The sequence below is a fragment of the Bariatricus massiliensis genome, from assembly GCF_900086725.1.
GTDB lineage: Bacteria > Bacillota > Clostridia > Lachnospirales > Lachnospiraceae > Allocoprococcus > Allocoprococcus massiliensis.
This window is the reverse complement of record NZ_LT574838.1, coordinates 943,064-967,385: the sequence shown is the minus strand read 5'-3', so window position 1 is coordinate 967,385 and position 24,322 is coordinate 943,064. Positions and strand designations below refer to the sequence as shown.

The window sequence follows — 24,322 nt, the reverse complement described above, 5'->3', positions numbered from 1 at the left end:
GTAAATAAATTATGTAAAACATAATTACTAAATATTACCAGTAATATCTAGCATGCAATCTATTATAATAAAAGTATGAAAATATTACTTGGTGAAATAATGTATAAACGTAACTTAACAATTCGCCAAGTTTCCATTCTCACGGACATCCCAAAATCAAGTATTGAAAACATCATGTCAGGCAAAACGGACCCGCGATTAGGAACTTTGGAGCGGTTAGCAAAAGGTCTAAATATACGCATTTCTGACCTTTATGACTCCCCGTTTAAATAAGTGTCCGAGGACTCGGACAAATCCATCATTTCCCATTAGTTTACTGCGTCACCATTGTTTATATAGTAAAGGGGATAGATTCCCCGGTATCAGTTACCATTAAAAGACAGAACGCTTGTTCGAAAAAGGTGTTGATTTTTTAATTCTGTTATAGTATTATAATATCAAGAAAACACGAACAGACGTTCCTCGACATTGAAGGAGGCAGTACATATTATGGAAAATGAAGAGTACATTAATTGCATTATCAAAATGCTAAAGGAAATCACTGATAACAACAAATTAAAGTTAATCTTTGAATTTGTACATCGTATGTTCCTTTGAATTATGCGCCGGGTTACTCCGGCGCCTTTTTCATAATATTTTCGATTAATGTCTTTATAACTTTTCTTGCCTCTGGCTCCAGCTTCACATACTCCTCTATAATAGCTTTATCCATATTATCTAACTCATATTTTTCTGCAACTTCATCCATTATTATTGATGGTGGTGATAGATAAGGTTCACCCTTTTCTTCTGTCAACCAGAAATAATTTACATGATGCACTTTGCATATAAGTCTGATGTGTTGCTCTTTAACTGTGGAACCTGTCTTCTCTAAATAACTCACAGTTGTCTGACCAATACCCAATGTATAGGCAAATTCTGCTTGACTCATGCCCAAGTCTTCGCGAAGAAATTTTATTCGTTCGTTAACTGTCAATTTCATCCCCTCCTTTCTTAAGAGTTCCCAATGTACAGATACTCCGAATTATATTATGTTTTCATTTTATTATAAGGAAGTGCCATATGTAATTTCTTTCGTATAGTAATATAGCGCTTATATCCTATAAGTAGATAATAGCAACAGTTGCTAAAAAAGTCAATAATAAATGGTAAAAAAGTATTGACATTAAGCAACTATTGTTATAATATCTAATTAAACAAAGCAAACATTGCTGAAAAGAGGTGATAAAATGAAAACAGTAAATGAGGGCAGGGCTTTAACAAAAGAAATCGCCGAACTTCTTAAAAATGCATCTACAGAAAAGAAGCTTATTGTAAAAGGGATTCTTCTTGGAGCCAATGCGTTAGGCGGTGATGATGTTAAAGTAGGGGCTGATAAAGAGAAGGAGGTGGTATAGGTTGAAAAAAGTATTTGATAAACTAAAGTACTGGTATAAGTACGATGCACCGGCATCCGCTTGGGACTGGATTGAAGATATGTATCTTTACCATCCGTGGTTTGGTCCGCTTGTTTCAGTTATAAGTTCAGTTGTTGGCGTGGGTATAGGGTTTTGGCTCTTTAGTTTAATACTTTCCATACTCCAAAGATAGCCTACAACAGCAATAATCAGCGATGTAATGACTGACACAACGACAGGTACAAAGATGGATTTCAAAATAAAATCTTTGTGATTTTTAAATCTGATTTCTTTGTACATAATTCCTTCATATGTAAGTTGAAAATTGAAACGAATCCTTGTTTGAATATGGAGATTCTTAATATATCCTTTTTGTTCAAGTTTTTCAGCGCATTTTTGGAGAATAAAAAGTGATGAATCAAGGTGCAGAAGTAAATCATCGCTACCAATTACAGAATTATTAATATAATTTTTAATGCAACAATTCAAAAATCTTTTTTCTAGTTTTGTCATAGGTAATCTCTCATTCGCAGTATTCCGACTGGCACTCGGTAATTACATTATATTAGCGATGGAAGAAAAAGGCAATAAACATGTCAAAAGATGAGCTGGATAAACATTGTGATAAAGATAAGGAGGTGGTAGATATGACAATCACAGCATTTAAAACAATCAAAACCACGCCGCCGTATGTATCCAAGTCGTGGATTCAGAAAAACATGGATATGGGGGCCCGGTCGGTAGACACAAGATTCAAAGAAATCAAAGAAGAGACAAAGAGGTATGGAGAATACGCATACATAAAGGACGGTGGCTTCTTTTTAGTTAATTTTCTTGTGTGGGTAGATTATCTGACATACCGCACACGATTAAAGGACAAGAATTTAAGGAAGCATGTACCAGATTTTGACCCGGAGGAAGTGGCCCGCGCTATTGGAATGTACGGGGAGGCAGAATCAGCATGACAAAAGAACATAAGCGTATGCTTGCCTACATTGACCGGGAAATAGAAGTAGAGGCCGAAAAAGCCGCGGCGGCCTCGGCTATATCATCAATCGTGGTGCCGGTGATATTACTAGTATGCTGGATGATAACAGGGTATTGAAACGAGGAGGTGAAGACAGTGTTATATGCAGTAGAAGCAAGAATATTCAACAGCGGTAAAATTGTTGCCAGAGTACGTCCGGCAGTAGATGGAGAGAAATGTGGATGTACAGAGACAAGGAGCTGCGATATATGGGTAGACATTTTTGAAAATGAAAGAGAGGCAAGACAGTTTTGCAATGATTACAAGAGAGCATAAAAAGAGCGCCTTCACAGGCCGGCAAGCCTCAGGCACTCAAACAAATAACCAATTACATTATAACAGATTTGGAGGAAAAATCAAATGGGCAAATTTAAAGTAGGCGATTTAGTGAAAGGGATATCTGATAATTATAATATCACAGATAGAGATATGACAAAGGGAATCGTTAGGAGGGTTTGCGGTGATATTATTACCGTTGAAGTAATAGAGCATAAATCTGGTCGTACCGGAACATTCGAAGTTGACACTAAATACTTCGAAAAAATCGGAGAAGCAATTCCTTTTGACAGAGAAGAATTTTTAAAAATACTTGGCAACAGAGATAAAAAGAAGCTTCTTGAATTTAACCTGAGCGATGCTGACCTGAGCGATGCTAACCTGAGACGTGCTAACCTGAGCGATGCTGACCTGAGCGATGCTAACCTGAGACGTGCTAACCTGAGCGGTGCTGACCTGAGCGATGCTAACCTGAGACGTGCTAACCTGAGCGGTGCTGACCTGAGCGATGCTAACCTGAGACGTGCTAACCTGAGCGGTGCTGACCTGAGCGATGCTAACCTGAGACGTGCTAACCTGAGCGGTGCTGACCTGAGCGGTGCTGACCTGAGCGATGCTAACCTGAGCGGTGCTAACCTGAGACGTGCTAACCTGAGCGGTGCTGACCTGAGCGGTGCTGACCTGAGCGGTGCTGACCTGAGCGATGCTGACCTGAGCGATGCTGACCTGAGCGGTGCTGACCTGAGCGATGCTAACCTGAGCGGTGCTAACCTGAGCCAAACAACCGGCTTGTTGGATGCCATTAATTATCTTGAGGCCCATTTTGAACGAAATAAAGATGGTTATATAGTGTACAAGTCTTTCGGTATATATTACGAATCTCCTGAGAAATGGGAGATTAAACCAGATAGCGTTATCGAAGAGGTCTGCAACACAAACCGGACAGATATTTGTGGCTCCGGAATTAACGTTGCGCCCATTGATTGGGTAAGAAGCGACAATCATGGAAGAATATATAAGCTTCTCATTAGATACGAATGGCTGGCCGGTGTGGTAGTGCCGTTCGGTACAGACGGAAAAATCCGGTGCAGTAGAGCGCAGATTATCGGGCCTGTAGAGGAGTGATAGCATGCACATCCCCAATTATGACCAATTAGTAACAATGACACCGGAAGAATACCGGCAATACATAATACCACACCAGACGCTACAAGAGAGAATAAGTGAGAATAGAAGATTATACGAGGAGGAAATAGAACATGAACGATTTGAGCTTTGATATTATTCAGAAACCGGGCATTATTCACATGAATGTTGAGCCTCTTAAGGCACAATTGCGTGAGAAGATGGAGGAATATGCATCGAAAGTATTTGCCGAGGAAGATAAAAAGGATGCCAAAGATGATTTGGCGTTTCTCCGGAGCATTAAGAAAGCGGTAAATGAGCGAAGAATTGAGGTCAAAAAGGAGTATATGAAACCTTGCGATTTGTTTGAGAAAGAGGTTGCAGAGCTAATTTATTTGATTGATGGACCTATCGGATTGATAAATGGACAAGTAAAAGAATTTGAAGAAAAACGCATAAGAGAAAAAAATGCAGAGATACAGAAGATATATGACGAACTTGTGGAAGATGAGCTACAAGATTACATCCCACTTGAGTGTATTTACGGTACCAAGTGGGGAAATGCCGGTACAACGTTAAAAAGTATACGGCGGGAAATAGAATCCGTAGTAGTTAAAACAAGTGCCGAAATCAATGCGATTAAGGCAATAAATTCTGACAAAAAAGAAGCTGCCCTGAATATATACATGGCTACACGTAATCTTCCGGCCGCAATGAAATGTATTGCTGATTATGAAAAACAGAAGGCTGAAATTTTAATAAAACAGGAGGCTGAACAGGCAGAAAGAGCGGAACGTGAACGTCAGAAGGAGATTGAGCGTATCCGAAAAGAAGAACGTGAACGGATTCGAAGTGAAGAAAAAATCAGATTTGATGCGGAGAAATTGGCTATTGAAGCGTTGAAGACTGTAGATGAAAATGCGGCCGCGCCATTAAGTACTAAAGAATCACAGAAAGTAATTTATACAGTTGTTGCTACTCCAGATGAGCTGCAAGAAATTGAAATGGCATTTACCAGTCTTGGCGTTTATTTTGAAAGGAAAGATGTCTAATGAAATCATCTGACAATATGGTGCTGTATGATAAGTTTAGGAAAGTTCCGGAAGAAGCAAAAAAAGAAATAAAAGCAGGTAGAACAAAAGGATTTACTGACATAAATCCAATGTGGCGGATAAAGCAACTCACTGAACAATTTGGACCAATTGGCATTGGTTGGTATTATAAGCCTATTAAAAAATGGCTTGAAAATGTAGGTGATGAATATGCGGCGTTCGTGGATATTGAATTGTATATCAGGGTAGATAATGAGTGGTCACAGCCAATTTCTGGAACAGGTGGGAGTAAGTTCGCCACGGTCGAAAAAAGTGGAATATATGTATCTGACGAGTGCTTTAAGATGGCAACAACCGACGCTATATCGGTAGCATGCAAACAGCTTGGGATAGGGGCAGATGTTTACTTTGATGGAGATAAAACCAAATATGACATGGAAAAAGACCCACTAATTCGTGAGAAAGACCGAGAGCTTCTTTTGCAAGCGGCAGAGCGTACGGGACTTAACTTAGACGCAGCCATGAAAAAACGGGGCATTAAATCCATCGAGGACATCACCGTATCGGTCTACACCAAGTGGATGATACAGCTGGCAAATGCTGAGAGCAAAGTCCCGAAGGCCCCGGAAGAGGAACAAGAGAACATCGAGGATGTCTCGAAAGATACTCCGTTCAAATAGGTGGGCATATGGAACTACAAGGACAACTTAAGAATATAGCAATTGGAATAGGCGAACATGGCAAGCGTACACTTGATATTACTTTCTCTTTTCCTTTCGTGCAGTCTGTTGCGGAGGACGTTCAAAAAATGTCGGACAAACTGTTGACGGTGGTATTTAAACGGTTCAGAAAGAAAAGGAGTTTGGACGCAAATGCTTATTTGTGGGTACTGTTACAAAAGATGGCAGATATGCTATCAGCACCCGGACATCGTGTCGGGAAGTGGGAAAAGTATATAGATATGCTTGAGGAATATGGTGTATTTACGCATATTATCGTAAAACCGGATGCCGTGGAACGAATGGCAACTGAATGGAGGGCGGTCAAAGTGCTTGGCGAGATAACGGTAGGAAGTATGACAGGAGTACAACTACAGTGTTATTATGGCTCCCATACATACGACACAGAAGAAATGTCACGACTGATTGATGGCGTTGTCACTGAATGTAGAGAGCTTGGGATTGAGACTCTTCCGCCAGATGAGCTAAAACGGATGAAAGAACAGTGGGGAGTTGAAATTGGGTAAAAAATTGCGGAGCGTCTTCACCGATGATATGGAACACTGTTATTTCACTGATACACCATATTGCCACCGTCATCATATTTTTTATGGCAGTAGGCGGGACTTATCTGAAACATACAATTTTATAATACTGTTGGCCCATTATTTACATGAGAATTATCCGGGCAGCGTACATGATAACCCCAATCACGGATTGGATTTGGAACTAAAACAGATGGCACAGGCTTATTTCGAAGAACATCATGGGACACGTGAAGAGTTCATAAATGTCTTCGGTAGGTCTTGGCTATAGTAACCCGTAAACATAAGTTTCACGCATAAGTAGTATATCACAGTAGCATAATCATACACAGTTTGCCTCCGGCTATTATGCGGGCCGGAGGGGAAAGGAGAACTCGTGGAAGGACAGATAGAGTTAGTTGATTACCTTCGCCAGATTGGCAGAAAGAATTTTAATATATTGGACTATATCCCTACGGGGAGCGAAAAGGCAATAAGAAGGTCTGATTTGGTCAAGACCTGCGGCCTGCCGGATAGATATGTCCGAAATGCAATCGCATTAGCGAGGCGGGAAATACCAATCCTTAACTTACAGATGGGGCGTGGATACTTCATCCCTGACATGAACGATGAAGAGGACCGAAAGAAACTGATAAGGTATGTGCGGCAGGAAGAGAGCAGGCTAAAACATATAGGCTGGTCACTAAAGTCAGCGAGGCAGACTCTTCGCAATTGTGGGATTGATTGGAGGACAGAAGGTGAAAAGAAAAAACAGGGGAAAGGGAAGAAGAAACACAAGAAAGATGCTGCATGAGGAGGCTCAAATATCCCTGTTTGTAGAGCGAAAGGCAGGTGGTTGCCTTGCAGGATAAAAACAGTTTTGTGCTGTATACCAGTTACATGAAACATATTGAAATGTTGAGCAGGGAACAGCGTGGAGACTTATTTACGGCCATAATGCTATACGCCGCCGATGGAACTATTTCGGAGATGGATGGCATGACTAAGATGGCGTTCAGCTTTATCAAAGACCAGTTGGATAGGGACAAAGAAAAATATAAATCCATCGTTGAAAAGCGTAGAGAAGCGGGCAGTAAAGGAGGCAGACCTAAAGCAAGTGATTCTGTAAGTAAACCAAAAAAAGCAAATGGTTTTTGCGAAAACCAAAGCAAAGCAAAAAAACCTGATAATGAATATGTATATGTATATGAATATGATAATGAATTAAATAATAATATTGTCGAGCAGAGCACGACCGAGTACCCGTACAAGGACAGTGCCACTTCGGAGTACCCGTACAAAGAGGTGATTGACTATCTTAACATGAAGACTGGCAAGGGATTCAAGGACAAGTCTAAGGATACCATAAAGCATATGAAAGCTAGATTCAAAGAAGGATATACGCTTGATGATTTTAAGAAAGTCATTGACATAAAGGTTTTAGAGTGGGGGTCAAAACCGGAAAAGGCCGGAGAAAAAGATATGCGTTCATATTTACGCCCTTCCACACTCTTCGGAACCAAATTCGAATCATATCTCAATCAGGATGTGTCGGCAGGTGGGAAGGGATACATAGAACGTGATTACAACATGGATGAGCTGGAAAGGCAGCTATTGAGATAACAAGGAGGTTTGCAGAAAAGAAATGGCAAAGGGTACAAAGAAGGTAAAGCTTGATTATCAACTGCTCTGCCGGAAAATAAAAGAAAGTGGAAAGACACAAGAAGAGTTTTCTTACGAGTTGGGAAGAAGCAAAAGCTATGTCTACAGCTTGAAAAAGAGCATAGAACAACCTGAGAGTATGGAAAAGCTTATGTGTCTGCTTCTGGGGTTAGAACCGGGCAGTTTGATTGATACGGGCGGAAGTAACGGGGAAGTCAAGGCGCTGGAAAACATATTCAAAATGGCACATGAGACTGACAGGAAGATAAGCGAGGTGTATAAGCTCTTAAAGGCAATAATTGAAAACACGGAAGAACTGGAGGTAATGAAAAGAAAAATCAGTGCCAATACAGTACAGCTGGAGAAGATAAAAGAGAGCATGCTCGAACAACAGAGAATCTTAAAAGAATTTGAGTAAAGGAGACAAAGATATGATTTTTACATGGACAATGATTATTATCGTGGGAGCAATAGGACTAATAATAGCAGGCGTTAATATTTATGGATTGGCAAATGGAGGTGGCAAGTCATGTATAGCGGGCCTGATTGCGTCTCTTGTAGTGGCCGCTCTTATATGCGGGGGTCTCGCATGGTGGCTCTACAATACGGAAGGAGGGAAAAGAGCCATCAAGGATACGCAAAGCAATATATCAGGTGGTATAGAACGAACGGTTACGGTATATGACTTTGACGGAGATGTTTTACAGCAATACACAGGAAAGTTTGATGTTTCTTATGATTCGGAGCGAATTAAATTCGATGATGAGAAAGGGAAACGGCATGTCATATATTACACGACTGGAACGGTTATCATTGATGAGAACTAGTTATCAAAGAGATTCGGAAAGGATAATAGATGGAAAAAGTAAATGCAACGCTGATTTTATATTTTGAAATTAATGACTCCGAGATATATGGAGGAGATGGAGAAGGAGATTTATTAAAATGGCCCTTTAACGAAGGAAGGACTTTTTAGGAGGTGAACGAAGTGGAGGGGCAAATAACCCTACTTGAATACGAGGCACAAATAAGTTATAAGGAACCAGCAAGATTACTTGAAACAGGGCAAGTAGTATTTGTAGTACATAAAGGAGACGTTGAAAGAAGTGTAGTCCTCGAAAGGAACTGGGCGTGCAGAGATGGAGGGAATGATAGGGGATATTGCATATCAAAAGAATCTGGTGGATATGGCGTAATATATAACAGCGATATGGGACAGCGTGTGTTTACAGACAAAGGACAAGCAAAAGAAATAAGTGAGAAATTCCTCTCTGAACATGCTGTCATAAGAGCGTCAGACATTATCCTGCATGAGGTCGTAGCATATACCTACAAAAGAAATGTAGATGGCCGTAAAATGATTGCATTTTACGGTGATATAGGAAACGGATTGCTGTACATGAAAGATTTCATGACCTATCATCACATTTCTAAAAATTGCAGTAAAACCATTAAAGAATTCACGAGGGGAATAGAAGAACTTAAAGAGTATGGAGTTACCGTAGAACTGATAGAGTACACGCCGGTTTCGAAGAATATGTATCGTTGTACTAGCGGGGACTGGGTGTACGCAGAAGCCGGGTATTCGTATGCAACAGGTTAAATTGAGCTTTAAGGAGGCAAATATAATGTGTGAAAATATCTCTTTAAAACAAGCCAGAGACGATTATGATTATATAACAAGTCAATATGGTGAACCATGTGATTTTTGTGGAACATTATGTAATAATGACCTCCTATCTTCCATACTGGAAGGAAAAATCACGAGAAAAGAAGCATACATTCAGATGATTGAATACATTTGGCAAAATGGACTGGAAACTGGGAATAACGGTGGTTCAACAGAATTTTTCCCAGATGAAACTGATAAAAGAATACAAAGAATAAAAGAACGATACTCAATAGACTAATTATACTTTATGGAGGTACGAAATGAGACCATATACAGTTAGGATATTTTTTAATGATGGGACGCACATATCTGTTGACTGTGACGATTTTATAATCTGTAACGAGGGTTGTTATGTCGTCATACGAGACGGGCTAATGATTATGACGCTGCCTTTTAGCAATGTTAAGTATACAACGACAATTCAAAATTAAACTTTAGCGGAGGGTATAGGCATGGAAGAATTAGAAAGCGTTGTTAACATGTTTATCGAAAAACTTACAGAAGAAATGAAAGAAACACAATCTTCGATAGATTGGTATAAAGGAAAGTTTGAAGAACAGAAACGATGTATGTCAAGATTTTTATGTTTGAAAGATGACATAGACTCACTGAAAGAGAATTAAACTTTATGGAGGAAATAGAAATGAGTACAAAAAAAGATTGTTCGTTGCCGGACACCACTGTGTTGAGAGAATTGATTTTAAATAATCCAGAATTGCCAGTACTTATTTTTTGCGGCGAAGAGTCCTACACAGGTGATTATAACTATAATCAGGCTGATGCAAGCAAAGGAGAGATTGAGGAGCTTATTTTATATGATAACAAATGGATGACAGAGGATGAATATAGGGAAGGGTTGGCAGACGAATTTAGTGATGAGGATGAGTATAAAGACCTTAGTGACGAAGAATTTGAAAAGATGATTGATAAAAAAGTAGCAGAAGCAGAATTTGTTAAAGCCATTGTTATTTGGGTAGGATAGGAAATTAAACTTTAAGGAGGAAAAGCATGGATGAATATGTAGTCATATGTCCATATTGCGGGGGTAAAATGCAGTGTACAGAACCGCATATACACACTAATAGAAATGGAATTGGTGTCAAATTGCAATGTCATTTTTGGTGTCCCGATTGCCGTTCTGGTGCACCGTGGGTTGACAGAGATTTTGCATCAGGCGATGAGTGTAGAGAAGCTGCATATAAAAAAGCTCTTGGGCGCGTAAACTGAGATTTAAGGGGGCAGAAAAATGAGGTTGATTGATGCAGATAAATTGATGAATCGAATTGAATTAAGAATTAAAGATTATTGTAGGGATTGTAATACTGGAGCGCAAAAAATTGCGAATCTGTACCAGCACCAAATTAAAAAGTTGGTAGAGAAACAGCCTACGGTATTGCAGTGGATTTCGGTATCGGAGCGGTTGCCGGAAAAAACAGAATATTTAGAAACTTCGGACAGATGTGAATATTATATGAGGCGTTTTGAAGTGGCATACATGACCGATACCATAGAATACACATTTGGGTATTACGATGGGGAGAAATGGATGGATAAACGGCACGGTAAAATTGAAAATGTGGTTGCGTGGAAACTCCATGAACCATACCGGAAAGAGCCGGAGAAGGAGGATAACCAAATTGAATGTCATTAGGAAGAAAATCAAACCCGAATATTTCCGAGCGGTACGAGCGCGAGAGAAGAATTTTGAACTTCGCAAGGATGAAGATGGTATTCAAGCAGGTGATTTACTTATTTTAGAAGAATGGAATAACGGATATACGGGTAATAGTGTGCGTCGGTATATAAAATATGTCTTGCGTAATGTTCCGGAATATGGACTTACGCAAGGATACTGTATTATCGGATGGTAAACGGCACTTTAATGGATAATTATTTTCCGCGAAAAGAATCAATTAAAGAAAGGAAATCAGCCAATAGATTAGACTTCTTCTTTGCTTTGCGTTTGGAATCGCCAGTAAGCCTAAAACAGTTATAAGATATGTGCTTAATAAAGAAAGATGCTATTGCAGAAACTATCAAGCCAGCATATATGATTATCATGGGTTTGCTAAGAAATACTTCTTTAAGGCCAGCAACAATATTATTAATTGCATCATGTAAAACAGAATAATAGTCAAAATTCATAAATGATTCGCTCCTTTAATTGCTAACGATAGTATAGCATGACAAGGAAAGAAAGGGAAGTATCACAACGAAAACATAGGGTGTATAGATATGGGTGGAGCAAAATAAAAAAGACAATGCGAACTCGCCAAAGTTCTAAACGCATTGTCTCCACCCAAGAGAATTATAACATAATTACAACTCTTGGGCAATACAAAAGAGGAGGACAAATTATGTTAAATACTAATGCAAAAAGTAATGTAATGAATAATATTGTAGTACAGATGTCAATGTACCTTGATGCGGTCAAATTAGATATCCTGCAAAGAATAATTGAAGAGCAGTTTGTGTTTGTGAACATGGAGGAGATAACCACTCTTCCGGCCACGGTGGACAACAGCGCACAAGAACAGAATGAATATCTTATCAAACTATTGAAGATTAAGAAAAAGAACCTGTCTGAGAAGACGATTGAACAGTATGAGCGGGCAGTAAGGAATCTGATTGCACAGATAGATAAGCCGCTAATAAAGATGGATGAGCTGGACATAGATTATTACTTGCGATATTACGAGCACAACAGCGGGAAGCGCAAGCAGGCTACCACATGTAATAATGAGCGGCAATTCCTTCAAGCCTTCTTTACGTGGTTGCGAAAGGAGAAATTTATCGCCAACAATCCGGTAGAAGCTATAGAACGTAAGAAAGAACCGAGAAAGCCGATAGACTATTTTAGACCAGACCAGATAGAGCGCCTGCGGGAAGGATGCGTAAGCCTACGGGATAGGGCAATCATAGAGATATTGCGGAGCACCGGGGCGAGGGTTGGAGAAGTGGTTGCAATCAACAGGAAAGACATAGACTGGAATACGGGAGACATCCTAATTTGCGGTGAGAAGGGCGGCAGATACCGGACAATATACCTTGATGAGGTTGCCCGATATCATGTCGAAAAGTATCTTGACAGCCGTAAAGACAACAACGAGGCACTAATTGTCGGTTTAAGAGCACCATACAAACGCCTCACTACAGACGGAGTAAGGGCCGCGCTTAAGGTTATCGCAGAGCGGCAGCATATCACATACAGAGTGTATCCGCACAAGATGCGTAAGACGTTAGGCATGCAGTTGAAGAATCAAGGACACGACATAGGAACTGTACAAGAAGTGCTCGGGCATGCATCACCTGCGGTAACATCACGGTACTACGCAGAAAGCACGCCGGATACATTAAGGAGTATAAGAAAAAAAGTAGCATAGGAGGACGAAGATTGAAAAAAAGAATAGGTGCAATCATTGTAACAATGGTGTTAATAGCTGGTGTGGTATCTTGTGAGAACGTCCCGGAGAAACCGAAAAAAGCAGAGCCGGTTATTGTACATACTACCACAAGATGCACGACCGGAACAATCAAAGTATATGCAGAAGAAGGCAAGGTGTTTGATTATTCTGGCGAAATTGATGTAGAGAACAGTGGATGGAACGGTAAGCCAATAAGGATTGTTGTACACGTGGAAGGGGAGAGTGAAGAAATATCTATGGAGGAAGGGAATTAATGAACGGAGAGGGATATAGGGACCCTACAGCCGATAGAGCTATCGGGAGAGCCAATCAGATGTCGCATAAGATGCGTGAGGCACTCTATGCGCTCCGGGCCATAGCAAGCCTTTTAGGTTTTGAAATCGTGGTTGTTAGGGACAAGAGGACTGGAAAGGAGTATAGATGAGAAGGGTATCAAAACGAGAAACTCGTCAAAGGGGATGTGAATACTGCTTGGACCGAGTAAGCGTTGGGGAGAGTGGGCTTTATGTTGGTGAGTTGGAAAAGCAAAAAGCATTGAATGATAAAATGCGTGAAGAAGGGTATCTTGTAGATGAACTTTCATATGGAAATTGTTGCAAATATTCACGCTGCCCTTACAGAGAGCTTGATAAGTATAATAATTACAAAGAATTTTTAGAGAACGAGGGAGACAGCAAAAACATATTAATTGTCAGATTAAGGAGCGATGTATTATGACCCAAGATGAAAAGGAAGCGGAAATTCAAAAATTAAAGGAAGAAAAAATCCAGAAACTAGATGAATATAGATTAGCTGTTCAACAATGTAAGACCGCGGCTATGAAAATTCAATTGGCAAGGGTCAATAAAATGTTCCCTTCGCTGGTGCTTGACAATATGCCTAAAGGGAATAGTGTTGGTGACTTGTCGGATTATTCTGTGAGGTTGGATGAACTAACGGAAAATTTAAAAAAAGAATTGAAAAGGAAAGGAGAAATAAAAAAAGAGATTATGAAAAAGATAGCAGATATCCCAATTCAAAGAGGGCAAGAAGCTATAAGATTAAAGTATATAGAGTTCCATAGTTTTGGAAAGATATCAAAGGAAATTGGAGTGTCTTACAGGCAAGTTCTTAGGATTCATGAAAAGGCATTAGAATTTCTGGAGTTTAATTGACGTGTCATATAGCCTGTAATATAATTATAACATGGGATAAATAGGCAAAGGAGAGATTAGTTGATAGACGAAGCTTTACAAGATGGTGTTACATATTGCGGTAGAAATATTTATCTTATACCTTGCGAAATATGTGGTGAACTAATAAAAAGAACACAATATAGCAGGAAGCGCACATATATATGTGATTCATGTAAAAAGATTATTAAAGAGAAAAAGGAAGGTAAGAAACCCGACACAGATTCACGTCATGATAAAAGGTTTAATTGTGCTGTAGAAAAAGTAAAAAAGCAGGTAAAGAATTTTGATAAGTATGATAAAGCTGTGAGAGTTGCACGGACAAGAGCTTATCAATACGCGAGTATTCCAGAGGCAATGCTTGCAATTGAGTTATTGAAAAATAAACTTAAAATAATTCCACAGCAAAAGATTGGCAAATATAAAGCAGATTTTGTTATACCATCAATGAAATTTGTTGTTGAAGTGGATGGAGAACTTTATCATTCCGACCTAGGCAAAGAAGCAGAAAGAGATTTTTACATAAACAGAACTCTTGGGTTTGATTGGAAAGTTGTTCATATACCGGCAAGATATATCTTAGAAGACGTTACAAAAGTAACAAAATATATATTAAAATGTAAAGAAATATAGTAAAAAACGCTGTCCACTATAACGGGCGGCGTTTTTACTAAAGTTAATAGTATTTGCGTAATGATAATTAAAATGATATAGTATTTACATAAATATTATGTGAGGTAAACATGTTAACATTTAAAGCAAATACGGTAAGCCAATTTTTGGCTGCAATTGAAGAGATATGTGAAAATCATTTATTTAGCTATGAAAACACAAAACCAACTAAATTGTTATTCAGAGGGCAAGGGAATAAAGATTTAAGGTTAATTCCTAGTTTGTTTAGAAGAGAAGAGTTTTACAATCACGAAAAAGAAATTATAGAAGAAGTCGAACGAAGATTACCTGATGAGTTTAGTGGAACTAGTGGTTTTGAAAAATTGATAAAAATGCAGCATTATGGTGCTCCAACAAGGATGCTTGACTTGACGGGAAATCCGCTTGTTGCACTATATTTTGCCTGTTCAAATGATGAAAGCTGTGATGGTAATGTTTTTGTTGAGAATATGCCCATTTTTTCGCTTACTGATCCACTAATTGATAAATTTAAGTATTTAATTAATAGATATAGTTTTATAAAAAGTGAGGAAGAATTACTATTAGGCAAAGAACATGCAGTTGTTACAATAAAATCAGCAATAAGTAATCAACGATTGAGAAACCAAGACGGCTATTTTAGTATGTTTACATATACAGGAGAATATAGAAAATTTACGTGGTCTCCATTAGACACCGAAAGCCCTTTTTATTTAGCCGATATTATAATACCCAAAGAAAAAAAGAAATCATTATTAAAAGCACTATCTCTTTGCGGAATAAAAAAATCGTTTTTATTTCCTGAATTGCAGTATCAAATAGAAAACATAGTCGAAGATATTGTCTACGGAGAAAATAAAAAAATACATTTAGTGTGGGATGGCGAGGATGAGAATCTGTAACAAAGATATGTTATTTTATTGTATGGAGAAGTCAATAAATGCAATTGCAAAAATTGGAACCACTGATGCAGATGAGACAGAGGTTTATTATTTGGTGGGAACGGCCGTTCATTGGACAGTAGATTGTTTGGACCGTATACCATATGAGGTTGTGGATGTTTTACATAGGGAGTTGTTTTCTGCATTACGTTGTGCTAATAATTGTTTAAAGCATAACATAACGTTTAAGAAAGCTCATAAATCGGTGGGGCACGGTTATCCATATAAATATCCATATGATTACGGGGTGCATTTTTTGTGGTCTGCACTAGACGATGTTGATATCCCAGAAAGCATGAAAAATCAGAGAAAAAACTATAAGGAAAAATTAGAAGATAAGAATGTGTTTTATACGCTATTAGAGGTGAAAAATATTGTGAGTGAATATTTTAAAGTGCTATAAAGATGAGTGCTATATTATTGCGTTCTTGAATTACGGCCTTAAGAGAAGGAGCTTGATATAGAAAAAAGTCAGCCATGCAATAGTGGTTGATTTTTTTAATATAAATTCAAATTTCATGCATGGAGGAAACGATGAACATAAGAGCAAAAATAAATAAACTACAGTTATTTCTCGCTATAAACGGAGTAGAGCTAAAGATTAATCAGTATCAACATTATTCCGAAGAGCAAAAGAGGATGAAGAACATATACTGTATATGCACTCCGGTATATGATAACCTCATAAATGCTAAAAGAAACCGCCAGCTATTTTCTACGAGCTCACAGATAGATATCATACAGATATTCGCAATGATGGCAAAAGAAGTCATGCGGGTAGCAAGGGCAGGTGGATAAAATGAAAGAATTAACATCAAGGCAAAAAGCCTTCGCAGATTACTACCTTGAACTTGGAAACGCAACTGAGGCGGCAAGGAGAGCCGGATACAAAGGAAACAACCTTAACCGGGTTGCAAGTGAGAACTTGACAAAACTAGGCATAAAGCAATACATCGAAGAAAGACAGAAACAAATAGACTCAAAGCGCATTGCCACGATAGAAGAGGTGATGCGCTTTTATACTGCGGTAATGAGGGGGGAAGTTAAGGACCAATTTGAATTGGATGCAGAGCTTAAGGATAGATTGGCGGCAGGGAAGGAACTTATGAAGCGGCTGGAGTTGTCAGAGGATAAGATGAGCGATGGAGGAGGTATAGAGATAATAAATGACGCGCCAACAGATTAGAATATCAGATATTATTATCCCTAAATATCTTCCCATATTTAATAATCGGCAAGTAAAACATATTATTCTTACATCTGGTAGAGCCGGAACAAAATCAAGTTTTGCAGCAATCAGGGCTGACTACCAGCTTGTGTCAGATGCTAATGGGTCTGTAGTAGTGCTAAGAAAGCGTCACAATAAACTACGGAAAACAGTATATAAGGAAATGTTGAGGGGAATAAACAGGTTACAAGTACCAAAGCACCTATTTAAAATTGGAAAGTCACCAATGGAAATCACTTACAAAAAGTATGAGACGACGATGTATTTTTCGGGCTCAGATGGGATAGATGATACAAAAGGTATTATTGACGAAGATAAGCCGATTAAGCTTGTAATTCTTGATGAGCTAACAGAATTCTTTGATGATGGAGAAGGGGAAGATGAACTTGCTAACATAGAAGCTACGTTCGTCCGAGGAAACAAATCAGGATTTCAAATGATATATCTGTATAACCCTCCAAAGAATCCTAATGCTGAAATAAATCAATGGTGTAAGAAGATGGAAGAGCGTAGTGACTGCGTGCACATCCACACTGATTATAGAGATGTCCCGATTGACTGGCTCGGACAAGACCTTATAGATACAGCGGAGGAGATGAAAGCGGCAGATATAAAGATGTATCGCTGGACATGGCTAGGGGAATCAACGGGAGTCGATGATTTGATATATTATATGTTTTCTCCCAAAGCACATATATACAATCCTGAATCTTACAGTAAAGAGTCGCGAGAGGCAATAGGGGAAATAGGAATCGGTGTAGACTACGGGCAGAAGAATCCAACAACGTTTGAAGCATTTGGTATAGACCATGAAGTACAGTGTCTAAGAGGCCTGAAAGAATACTATTACTCGGGAAGAGATGAAAACAAACAAAAGTCTCCTTCTGATTATGCAAAGGATATGAAAAAGTTTTGTGATGAACTGGAGCGCGAATATAAAAGGGTTGTAAGTTATATTTTTATTGACCCATCGGCCGCGGGGTTAATTGAAGAGGTGAGAAGGATTCTTCCACATATAAGTGTTATTCTAGCTAAGAATGATGTAGCGCTTGGCATAAGCAGAGTACAAAAATTCCTTTCTTTCAAAAAGATTTTGGTCAGCACATCACAGAAAATGCTTATTAGAGAAATGGGCCTATATCAATATGACGAGAAAAGTATACAAAAAGGGAAAGAAGAGCCTCTCAAAGTAAACGACCATTGCGAAGACGCGCTACGTTATCTAATAATGGGGATGTGGAGGCTTATATCATATATGCTCCCGATGTCAGAAAGGGGTGATAACAGATGATACAATACGAAAATGTACAGAAAGCTATGGGAGTAGACATTGCTGTATCAAATAAAATGTCTGATGCTATATATAAATGGACAAAGATGTACGCAAACGAAGCACCGTGGATAAATGAAGAGATAAGAAGCTTGAATCTGGCCAGTTCTATATGCTCTGAGATGGCTAGATTGGTTACGATGGAGTCCGAAATCAAGATAACTGGAAGTCAGCGGGCAGACTTAATAAGCGATTCTATGGCAATGTTTATTAAGAATTTGCCAGTATATGTTGAGCACGCGTGCAATGGCGGGGGAATTGTATTTAAGCCTTATATAGATAGTCAGGGGATTGCGATAGATATAGTAAAGGCTGGATATTTCTATCCGGTTGAATTCGATGGTGCGAACCACATAACTGCAGTTATTTTTCCTGAATTCAAGACAGTAGGGAAAAAATTATATACTAGATTAGAATATCAGGAATTAAAAAATGGACGCTATATCATTGCAAATAAAGCGTTTGTCAGCAGGAAAGCAGTAGTGAAGAATGATAACGTTATAAATCTTGGACAAGAGATATCATTAGAAGATGTTCCCGAATGGGCGGATATGGAGCCATATGTAGAATTTGAAAGCGCTGACAGAACACTATTTTCTTATTTTAGGATGCCGATGGCCAATAATATTGATACGGAGTCACCGCTTGGCGTTGCAGTGTATGCAAGAGCTGTAAATCAAATAAGGGATGCAGACGAACAATATGGCGCTACAATGTGGGAATATAAAGCAAAAGAGACCGCTATACAAGCCGCTGACGAGTTTTTTCAGAGGGACAGAAAGGGTCATGTAATTCTTCCAAAAGGGAAAAAAAGAATATACCATGCTATGGGCCCCGGTATTTCTGACATTGAGGGGAGACCGTTTTTTAATGTATACTCTCCTCAAATACGTGATGAGAGCTTTTTTAATGGTTATAATCGTATTGTGCAGAAAATTGAATTCAATAGTGGACTTGCCTATGGGACATTATCAGACCCTCAAGTGGTGGAGAAGACAGCCGAAGAAATAAAAACTAGTAAACAGCGTTCCTATGCCACTGTAAAAGCAATACAAAATAGCTTGGAGGATGCGCTTCAAACGCTGGTAAGCGCAATTGATGCGTGGATTGATATTGCCGGAATGTCTCCACCCGGTAAAGTCGAAATGACGAGTATATGGGACGATTCAATAATTGTAGACAAAGAAACCGAAAGGCGTCAAGACTTGCAAGATGTTTCAATCGGCGCTATGCAATTATGGGAATACCGGATGAAATGGTATGGGGAAACAAAAGAGATTGCGCAAGCAATGGTATCAGACACAGCAGAAGTAGTTGAAAAGTAGGCGATAGAAATGTTAACGCAAGGAGATATTGAGAAAATTCCGGTTGCTATGGAACAAGCTGCATCAAGGCTGGAACTAAACATTATGAAAGATATCGTCAGGAGAATCAAAGCCAATTCTGATATGACATCATCTGCAGAATATCAGATAGATAGATTAAGGCAATTGGGGAAAACAGATGCGTACATAAAGAAGGAAATACAGTCTTATTTGCAAATAACAGATGATGAATTAGAACGTTTATTCAAAGATATTATAAAGAATGAATATGAGAAGTTCGATGATATATATATAAAGACAGGTCACAATCACACGCCGTTCGGAAGCAATAAAGAGATTGTAAAGATGGTCGAAGCTGTAATGAAACAGACAGCGGATAGTTTCAAGAATATATCACAATCCTTGGGGTTCACAACGATGAAGGATGGTGTAAAGATATTCCTGCCTATTGCTGAATATTATCAAACAGTACTTGATAATGCAGTTCTTGGTATGACCACGGGGGCATTTAGTTATGAAACTATGTTAAAAAAGGCCGTAAAGGAAATGACGAGAGGGGGTATGAGGACTGTCGCATATGCTTCCGGGAGAAGATACCGTATTGAATCGGCTACCAGAGCTGCACTAATGACTGGATTCAACCAAATCAATAGTTTTATGAATGAACAAGCCGCAAGGGAACTAGGAACTGACGATTATGAGGTGTCTTATCACATTGGGGCCAGACCATCACATCAAACATGGCAGGGGCGCGTATATAGCTATCAAGAATTGAAAAGTATTTGTCTTCTTGGGGATGTAACAGGTTTATGTGGAGCGAATTGTTATCACTCGTATACTCCGTTTGTCAAAGGCATATCCACTCGAAATTATACGGATTCGCAGTTAGATAAAATGATAGCAGACGAAAATACTATAAAGTATTATAAGGGGCAAGAGTATACAACTTATACTGCCCTACAAAGACAACGGGATTTGGAGCTGCTTATGCGTAAGCAACGTCAGGATATAGCATTGTTAAAAGAAGGGCAAGGGAATGACTTTGATATAATGGCATGTCAAATAAGATATCGCGATACGATGAATAAATATGTAGATTTTTCAAATGTGCTAAATCTACCCCAACAAAAAGAACGTATTTATATGGATGGACTTGGAAGAGTCGCATAGCAAAAAGTTTATTGCACACAAGAAATCCCTTGTGTGTTTTATTTTGTCCGAAAAACCCTTAAGACAGATAAACTGATGGGGAATACTCCTGTGGCATGAGAGATAAACTGCCACGGCCGGCGGAGACACCGCAGATAAAAACAGATAGGCCAAGAAAGGAAAAGCATGGATTTTTTAAAAGAAGTATTAGGCGAGGAAATGTATGGTCAGTTCGCCGAAAAAGTGAACGCTTACAATGAATCCGCAGGGGAAGGGAAACAGATTAAAATCGACAATATCAATAGCGGAAACTATGTAAGTAAAGCTAAGTATATGGACATGCAGACAGAAAGAGACGGCCTGAAAGGTCAGCTCACGGAAGCGACAGAAACTATCGGTTCATATGAGAAATTGGACATAGATGGGATTAGAAAATCTGTTGAAGAATGGAAAGATAAGTATGAAGCGGATACTAATGCCCTTCAATCCAAGATTGAAACACAGCAAAAGCAGTTCGCTGCTGAGAAATTCATTGATGGCCAAAGAATCAAGTCGCCATTATCGAGAAAAGCAATACTGGGAGAATTCATGTCGCAGGATTTCGAATTCAAGGATGGCGCTTTTGTTGGGGCAGAAGATTACATGAAGACAATGAAAGAAAAGTACCCCGATGAATTTGAACAGGATGAACCGGAGCATAAAAAAACTTTCGTGCGCGGCACCCGTAACACACACAAGCCTCAAACGAAGTCTGAACAGGAAGCGTTTCTTGAGGCCAAATATGGAAAGAACAAATATTACAAACAGTAGAAGGAGAATAGACTATGGAATATGGCGGATATAATGTAAACGAAAAATACAGCAGCATTGTTGCACCTAACCTTTATTTTGACTCGGTGTTTCAGCCGGGACTTACTTACAGCGACCAGTATCAGGGAGATGCGGAAAGCGCCGGGGCGGTAAAAATATTCCGACTTGCGGCAAAGTCGGCAAATGGGCCCAAAGCACCGGGGTCAGACTTTGACCATGAAAAAGGAGATAACGAACTCATTCCATTGCTGTTAAACAATCTGCAGCAGGAATCTACAAAAATATACAATGTGCAGGCAGAGGCGGTTCCTTATGATATGGCAGATGCACATCTATCGCAGTCAGTGCAGGTGTGCCGTGAGGGATGGCAGATGTCCGGGCTTGCCTGCCTTGCACGCGAAGGTACAACATTGTCAGATACCGAAGCAATTACAGCATCTAACATTATAAGCAAAATCATTGCAGGTAGGAAGAGCATTAGAAAACAGAAAGCTTCTGCAAATGTGGTAATGGCATCTGTGGAGACATACAGCACGATGCTTGAAATTGCAGGTGACAAATTCACGCCGGTTACTAATGATGAGATTGTAAGAACGGGCCAGATGGGATATTATCTCGGAATGTTGTGGGTAGAATGTAATATGCTCGACCTTACTTCGGAGGCGAAGTATTATGATTTCACCGGGACATTACAAACAGAAGACCTTTCCAAGGTAGAGTACATCATGTATGACTGGAGAGGTCTCCATATTGTAGATTTGCTGGCTATGGCAAGGCTTAAGGATTCTGAGAATTTCAACGGCTCATTAGCACAAATCGAAATCTGTACAGGTTATCGGCTTGGCGATAAAAATTATGCGGTTGTAAAAAAACAGGGAGCTTAGTTAATCTGAATGTTACCTCAGTGGCGGGTAGCACGAGCGGGACTACGAAGATAACAGTAGTCCCAATTTTAACAAGCGGAAATAGCTACAAATATAAAATAGCCGCAAACCCGACTATGCCTAAATTAGGTGTAACATGTACGACCGGATACAAAACGTGGGACGGAGTATCGGATATTGAAGCAACTTCCGGAATGAAAATTGTTATTGTAGAAGTTGACTCAATGAACAAATGTGTCGGAGTTGGTAGCGCTATACTTGAAGTGGCGTAGTTAAGGAGGTGGCAAGCATGGTTACATATGCATCATATGAATACTATACAAAGTATGCTGGAAAAACAAAGAAGATTCCGGAAGAGGATTTCGAGTATTGGAGTAATCGGGCCTCTTCCGAAATCAGACACCTTACGTTTGGGAGGATTGATTTGCTATCAGACATTCCATATTGTGTACAGATGTGCTGTTGCGAAGTGGCAAATAAATTGTATCAACACGAATCAACCAAGGACGAAAGTGGTAAAATCTTACAAAGCTATAGTAATGACGGAGAGTCAGGAACGTATCTAGTGAGCGAACTCACAGAAAGCGCATTAGAGAAAGAGATTTATAAGATTATATATAGACATCTTTCGCTTACTGGCTTGATGTATGCAGGGGTATGATAATGAATCCAAATTATACACATACAATTACGTTATATAATTGTTTGCGTGCGTCTGATAATGCGAAAAAGACTGATGTATGGTATAGGAAAGTCATACATAATTGTTATTATAAATCTTTGATTGATAGGGTAGAATCTGGAAAAGGCTTACAAATGACAAATGTATATACTGTTAGGATTCCATCAAGCAATAATTACAGACCCTATCATCAGTGGATACTTCTTGACGAACAAGATAGAGAACAATTCTTTACTCTTAAACCAGATGATATTGTAATACATGGCGAATGTAAAGATGAAATCGGCGCAAATCATGCAATCTCATCGGCACAATTACTCAATAAGTATAAACCAGAATCGTTCCGGATAACAGCCATTTCGGATAATACAAAAGCGATTGCCGGAAAACATTATAGGCTTGGAGGGTAGTTGCATGAAAATAGAAATGAAGTGGAAAAAAGAAGTAAAGCAGATTGCAGAAGAAGCTACCGGAAAGGGGTCAACTCTATTGTTTATGGCTAATGAAGCAAGAAGGCTGATGGAGCCATATGTTCCAGCCAGAAATATGATATTGTCACGCAATGTAAGAACATATGTGCAAGGAAACGAAGGGATTGTTCATTACTTGTCACCACATGCGAGATATCAGTTTAATGGAATCTTAATGGTGTCAAGGATAACTGGAAGTCCTTGGGCGAGATATGGAGAAAGTAAAGTCGAGACGGGCCGCCCGCTAAATTATGATAAATCCCGACATGCATTTGCTACATCACATTGGGACAAAGCCATGAAAACAGCAAGAATAGAAGAGTTTACAGATTCTGTACAGAGATTTGTTAGAGGGAGGTAATATGACAAAGCATGAAGCGATGATAGAATACATAAAACCTATCATTGGAGAGCTGACGGGTGGGCTCACCGTATTTAACTTTGCTAATAATTCCCCCGGCAGTTTATCATTCTTGACGGACTATTCTGGAAAAACCATAAAGAAATATATAAGGGCCGCTGATAAAGAATATGGTTTTTCAGTCGTATTTACATGGTATTATTCACCAGATACAGATTCCACAAATATAGAAGCGATGAATATGGCACAAAGGATGATTGACTGGATAGACGAACAAAATAGAAGTGAAAATTATCCGGATTTTGGAACGAACTGTAAGATGAGAAAGATAGAGTCGCTCCAGAATATGCCGAATCTTGCAACAGTAGACCTTGAGAACAATTTGGCACAGTATATGGTCCAGTGCCGTGTTATCTATTTTGAAAAGGAGAAATAATTAT

42 protein-coding genes are annotated in these 24,322 nt (G+C 39.1%); 39 read left to right on the top strand and 3 right to left on the bottom strand.

Going from position 1 to position 24,322, the window contains the following annotated elements; genetic code table 11:
• Nucleotides 1-75: 75 nt before the first annotated feature.
• Nucleotides 76-273, top strand: a complete 198-nt coding sequence (locus BN6465_RS21635) for a helix-turn-helix domain-containing protein (RefSeq protein WP_074017806.1) — start codon at nt 76-78, stop codon at nt 271-273.
• Between the two features lie 337 nt (nt 274-610).
• On the opposite strand, the gene BN6465_RS16220 is transcribed toward BN6465_RS21635, so the two are convergent.
• Nucleotides 611-976 (bottom strand): helix-turn-helix domain-containing protein, encoded by a 366-nt coding sequence (locus tag BN6465_RS16220; RefSeq protein WP_199882853.1) that lies wholly within the window; start codon nt 974-976, stop codon nt 611-613.
• 253 nt (nt 977-1,229) lie between these two features.
• Here BN6465_RS16220 and BN6465_RS20860 point away from each other — a divergent pair, with 253 nt between their 5' ends.
• The gene (locus BN6465_RS20860; RefSeq protein WP_154670278.1) at nt 1,230-1,397 is read left to right on the top strand and encodes a hypothetical protein; all 168 of its coding nucleotides are present in this window, start codon (nt 1,230-1,232) and stop codon (nt 1,395-1,397) included.
• A gap of 87 nt (nt 1,398-1,484) precedes the next feature.
• Here BN6465_RS20860 and BN6465_RS16215 read toward each other — a convergent pair whose 3' ends face one another.
• Nucleotides 1,485-1,910, bottom strand: a complete 426-nt coding sequence (locus tag BN6465_RS16215) for a hypothetical protein (RefSeq protein ID WP_066737167.1) — start codon at nt 1,908-1,910, stop codon at nt 1,485-1,487.
• A gap of 80 nt (nt 1,911-1,990) precedes the next feature.
• Between BN6465_RS16215 and BN6465_RS16210 the strand changes: the two genes are divergently transcribed.
• The 17 genes from BN6465_RS16210 (at nt 1,991) to BN6465_RS16135 (ending at nt 11,325) form a co-directional block, all read left to right on the top strand.
• Nucleotides 1,991-2,362 carry a hypothetical protein gene (locus tag BN6465_RS16210; RefSeq protein WP_066737165.1) on the top strand — a complete coding sequence of 124 codons (372 nt, stop codon included), beginning with the start codon at nt 1,991-1,993 and terminating at the stop codon, nt 2,360-2,362.
• On the top strand, nt 2,359-2,502 hold the full coding sequence (locus BN6465_RS20855) for a hypothetical protein (RefSeq protein WP_154670277.1): 144 nt from the start codon (nt 2,359-2,361) through the stop codon (nt 2,500-2,502). The genes BN6465_RS16210 and BN6465_RS20855 overlap by 4 nt, the downstream gene beginning before the upstream one ends.
• Nucleotides 2,503-2,520: 18 nt before the next feature.
• A complete protein-coding gene (locus tag BN6465_RS16205; protein WP_066737162.1) occupies nt 2,521-2,700 on the top strand; it encodes a hypothetical protein in 180 nt (59 codons plus the stop codon).
• 84 nt (nt 2,701-2,784) lie between these two features.
• Nucleotides 2,785-3,825, top strand: a complete 1,041-nt coding sequence (locus BN6465_RS21490; protein WP_066737160.1) for a pentapeptide repeat-containing protein — start codon at nt 2,785-2,787, stop codon at nt 3,823-3,825.
• A gap of 134 nt (nt 3,826-3,959) precedes the next feature.
• Nucleotides 3,960-4,877, top strand: a complete 918-nt coding sequence (locus BN6465_RS16195; RefSeq protein WP_066737158.1) for a DUF1351 domain-containing protein — start codon at nt 3,960-3,962, stop codon at nt 4,875-4,877.
• Entirely contained in the window at nt 4,877-5,557 is a 681-nt protein-coding gene (locus tag BN6465_RS16190) for a hypothetical protein (RefSeq protein ID WP_066737157.1), read from the top strand. The genes BN6465_RS16195 and BN6465_RS16190 overlap by 1 nt, the downstream gene beginning before the upstream one ends.
• 8 nt (nt 5,558-5,565) lie before the next feature.
• Nucleotides 5,566-6,123 (top strand): hypothetical protein, encoded by a 558-nt coding sequence (locus BN6465_RS16185; protein WP_066737155.1) that lies wholly within the window; start codon nt 5,566-5,568, stop codon nt 6,121-6,123.
• A 394-nt stretch (nt 6,124-6,517) separates the two neighbouring features.
• A complete protein-coding gene (locus BN6465_RS16180) occupies nt 6,518-6,934 on the top strand; it encodes a hypothetical protein (RefSeq protein ID WP_066737153.1) in 417 nt (138 codons plus the stop codon).
• A 47-nt stretch (nt 6,935-6,981) separates the two neighbouring features.
• The gene (locus tag BN6465_RS16175; protein WP_227183571.1) at nt 6,982-7,743 is read left to right on the top strand and encodes a DUF6291 domain-containing protein; all 762 of its coding nucleotides are present in this window, start codon (nt 6,982-6,984) and stop codon (nt 7,741-7,743) included.
• Nucleotides 7,744-7,765: 22 nt separating this feature from the next.
• Nucleotides 7,766-8,200 (top strand): hypothetical protein, encoded by a 435-nt coding sequence (locus tag BN6465_RS16170; protein WP_066737149.1) that lies wholly within the window; start codon nt 7,766-7,768, stop codon nt 8,198-8,200.
• Between the two features lie 13 nt (nt 8,201-8,213).
• Nucleotides 8,214-8,609, top strand: coding sequence for a hypothetical protein (locus tag BN6465_RS16165; RefSeq protein WP_066737138.1), 396 nt, complete (start codon nt 8,214-8,216; stop codon nt 8,607-8,609).
• A 161-nt stretch (nt 8,610-8,770) separates the two neighbouring features.
• Nucleotides 8,771-9,385, top strand: coding sequence for a hypothetical protein (locus BN6465_RS16160; RefSeq protein ID WP_066737135.1), 615 nt, complete (start codon nt 8,771-8,773; stop codon nt 9,383-9,385).
• A gap of 25 nt (nt 9,386-9,410) precedes the next feature.
• Nucleotides 9,411-9,692, top strand: coding sequence for a hypothetical protein (locus tag BN6465_RS16155; RefSeq protein ID WP_066737133.1), 282 nt, complete (start codon nt 9,411-9,413; stop codon nt 9,690-9,692).
• 214 nt (nt 9,693-9,906) lie between these two features.
• Nucleotides 9,907-10,077 (top strand): hypothetical protein, encoded by a 171-nt coding sequence (locus BN6465_RS20850; RefSeq protein ID WP_154670276.1) that lies wholly within the window; start codon nt 9,907-9,909, stop codon nt 10,075-10,077.
• A gap of 20 nt (nt 10,078-10,097) precedes the next feature.
• Entirely contained in the window at nt 10,098-10,436 is a 339-nt protein-coding gene (locus tag BN6465_RS16150; RefSeq protein ID WP_154670275.1) for a hypothetical protein, read from the top strand.
• A gap of 264 nt (nt 10,437-10,700) precedes the next feature.
• Nucleotides 10,701-11,105, top strand: a complete 405-nt coding sequence (locus tag BN6465_RS16140; protein ID WP_066737128.1) for a DUF551 domain-containing protein — start codon at nt 10,701-10,703, stop codon at nt 11,103-11,105.
• The gene (locus tag BN6465_RS16135; protein WP_199882852.1) at nt 11,092-11,325 is read left to right on the top strand and encodes a DUF3850 domain-containing protein; all 234 of its coding nucleotides are present in this window, start codon (nt 11,092-11,094) and stop codon (nt 11,323-11,325) included. Before BN6465_RS16140 ends, BN6465_RS16135 begins: the two co-directional genes overlap by 14 nt.
• 19 nt (nt 11,326-11,344) lie before the next feature.
• Here BN6465_RS16135 and BN6465_RS16130 read toward each other — a convergent pair whose 3' ends face one another.
• The gene (locus tag BN6465_RS16130) at nt 11,345-11,599 is read right to left on the bottom strand and encodes a hypothetical protein (protein WP_066737122.1); all 255 of its coding nucleotides are present in this window, start codon (nt 11,597-11,599) and stop codon (nt 11,345-11,347) included.
• Between the two features lie 212 nt (nt 11,600-11,811).
• Between BN6465_RS16130 and BN6465_RS16125 the strand changes: the two genes are divergently transcribed.
• The 20 genes from BN6465_RS16125 to BN6465_RS16040 all read left to right on the top strand — a co-directional run bounded on the left by BN6465_RS16125 (nt 11,812) and on the right by BN6465_RS16040 (nt 24,318).
• Nucleotides 11,812-12,837 carry a tyrosine-type recombinase/integrase gene (locus BN6465_RS16125; protein WP_066737121.1) on the top strand — a complete coding sequence of 342 codons (1,026 nt, stop codon included), beginning with the start codon at nt 11,812-11,814 and terminating at the stop codon, nt 12,835-12,837.
• Between the two features lie 11 nt (nt 12,838-12,848).
• Entirely contained in the window at nt 12,849-13,133 is a 285-nt protein-coding gene (locus BN6465_RS16120) for a hypothetical protein (RefSeq protein WP_066737120.1), read from the top strand.
• On the top strand, nt 13,133-13,303 hold the full coding sequence (locus BN6465_RS20845; RefSeq protein WP_154670274.1) for a hypothetical protein: 171 nt from the start codon (nt 13,133-13,135) through the stop codon (nt 13,301-13,303). The genes BN6465_RS16120 and BN6465_RS20845 overlap by 1 nt, the downstream gene beginning before the upstream one ends.
• On the top strand, nt 13,300-13,596 hold the full coding sequence (locus BN6465_RS16115; protein WP_066737117.1) for a hypothetical protein: 297 nt from the start codon (nt 13,300-13,302) through the stop codon (nt 13,594-13,596). The genes BN6465_RS20845 and BN6465_RS16115 overlap by 4 nt, the downstream gene beginning before the upstream one ends.
• Nucleotides 13,593-14,033, top strand: a complete 441-nt coding sequence (locus tag BN6465_RS16110) for a hypothetical protein (RefSeq protein WP_066737113.1) — start codon at nt 13,593-13,595, stop codon at nt 14,031-14,033. Before BN6465_RS16115 ends, BN6465_RS16110 begins: the two co-directional genes overlap by 4 nt.
• 60 nt (nt 14,034-14,093) lie before the next feature.
• The gene (locus BN6465_RS16105) at nt 14,094-14,684 is read left to right on the top strand and encodes an endonuclease domain-containing protein (protein ID WP_066737112.1); all 591 of its coding nucleotides are present in this window, start codon (nt 14,094-14,096) and stop codon (nt 14,682-14,684) included.
• A 110-nt stretch (nt 14,685-14,794) separates the two neighbouring features.
• Entirely contained in the window at nt 14,795-15,604 is an 810-nt protein-coding gene (locus BN6465_RS16100) for an FRG domain-containing protein (protein WP_066737110.1), read from the top strand.
• Nucleotides 15,591-16,046: a hypothetical protein gene (locus BN6465_RS16095; RefSeq protein ID WP_066737108.1), complete on the top strand. Its 456-nt coding sequence runs from the start codon at nt 15,591-15,593 to the stop codon at nt 16,044-16,046. Before BN6465_RS16100 ends, BN6465_RS16095 begins: the two co-directional genes overlap by 14 nt.
• A 131-nt stretch (nt 16,047-16,177) precedes the next feature.
• Nucleotides 16,178-16,441, top strand: coding sequence for a hypothetical protein (locus BN6465_RS16090; protein WP_066737106.1), 264 nt, complete (start codon nt 16,178-16,180; stop codon nt 16,439-16,441).
• A gap of 1 nt (nt 16,442) precedes the next feature.
• Nucleotides 16,443-16,829 (top strand): terminase small subunit, encoded by a 387-nt coding sequence (locus tag BN6465_RS16085; RefSeq protein WP_066737104.1) that lies wholly within the window; start codon nt 16,443-16,445, stop codon nt 16,827-16,829.
• Nucleotides 16,810-18,162, top strand: coding sequence for a PBSX family phage terminase large subunit (locus tag BN6465_RS16080; protein WP_066737102.1), 1,353 nt, complete (start codon nt 16,810-16,812; stop codon nt 18,160-18,162). The genes BN6465_RS16085 and BN6465_RS16080 overlap by 20 nt, the downstream gene beginning before the upstream one ends.
• On the top strand, nt 18,159-19,526 hold the full coding sequence (locus tag BN6465_RS16075; RefSeq protein WP_066737100.1) for a phage portal protein: 1,368 nt from the start codon (nt 18,159-18,161) through the stop codon (nt 19,524-19,526). The genes BN6465_RS16080 and BN6465_RS16075 overlap by 4 nt, the downstream gene beginning before the upstream one ends.
• Before the next feature lie 9 nt (nt 19,527-19,535).
• Complete coding sequence (locus BN6465_RS16070) at nt 19,536-20,696, top strand: phage minor capsid protein (RefSeq protein WP_066737098.1); 1,161 nt, start codon at nt 19,536-19,538, stop codon at nt 20,694-20,696.
• A gap of 165 nt (nt 20,697-20,861) precedes the next feature.
• A complete protein-coding gene (locus BN6465_RS16065) occupies nt 20,862-21,485 on the top strand; it encodes a phage scaffolding protein (protein WP_066737095.1) in 624 nt (207 codons plus the stop codon).
• Nucleotides 21,486-21,499: 14 nt separating this feature from the next.
• Complete coding sequence (locus tag BN6465_RS16060) at nt 21,500-22,369, top strand: hypothetical protein (protein ID WP_066737090.1); 870 nt, start codon at nt 21,500-21,502, stop codon at nt 22,367-22,369.
• A gap of 20 nt (nt 22,370-22,389) precedes the next feature.
• Nucleotides 22,390-22,641 carry a hypothetical protein gene (locus BN6465_RS21740; protein WP_199882851.1) on the top strand — a complete coding sequence of 84 codons (252 nt, stop codon included), beginning with the start codon at nt 22,390-22,392 and terminating at the stop codon, nt 22,639-22,641.
• Nucleotides 22,642-22,658: 17 nt separating this feature from the next.
• Nucleotides 22,659-23,030, top strand: a complete 372-nt coding sequence (locus tag BN6465_RS16055) for a head-tail connector protein (protein ID WP_066737088.1) — start codon at nt 22,659-22,661, stop codon at nt 23,028-23,030.
• A gap of 2 nt (nt 23,031-23,032) precedes the next feature.
• Nucleotides 23,033-23,461, top strand: coding sequence for a DUF6751 family protein (locus tag BN6465_RS16050; protein WP_066737083.1), 429 nt, complete (start codon nt 23,033-23,035; stop codon nt 23,459-23,461).
• 4 nt (nt 23,462-23,465) lie between these two features.
• The gene (locus tag BN6465_RS16045) at nt 23,466-23,882 is read left to right on the top strand and encodes a minor capsid protein (RefSeq protein WP_066737080.1); all 417 of its coding nucleotides are present in this window, start codon (nt 23,466-23,468) and stop codon (nt 23,880-23,882) included.
• 1 nt (nt 23,883) lies between these two features.
• On the top strand, nt 23,884-24,318 hold the full coding sequence (locus BN6465_RS16040) for a hypothetical protein (protein ID WP_066737078.1): 435 nt from the start codon (nt 23,884-23,886) through the stop codon (nt 24,316-24,318).
• The last annotated feature ends 4 nt before the right edge of the window (nt 24,319-24,322 follow it).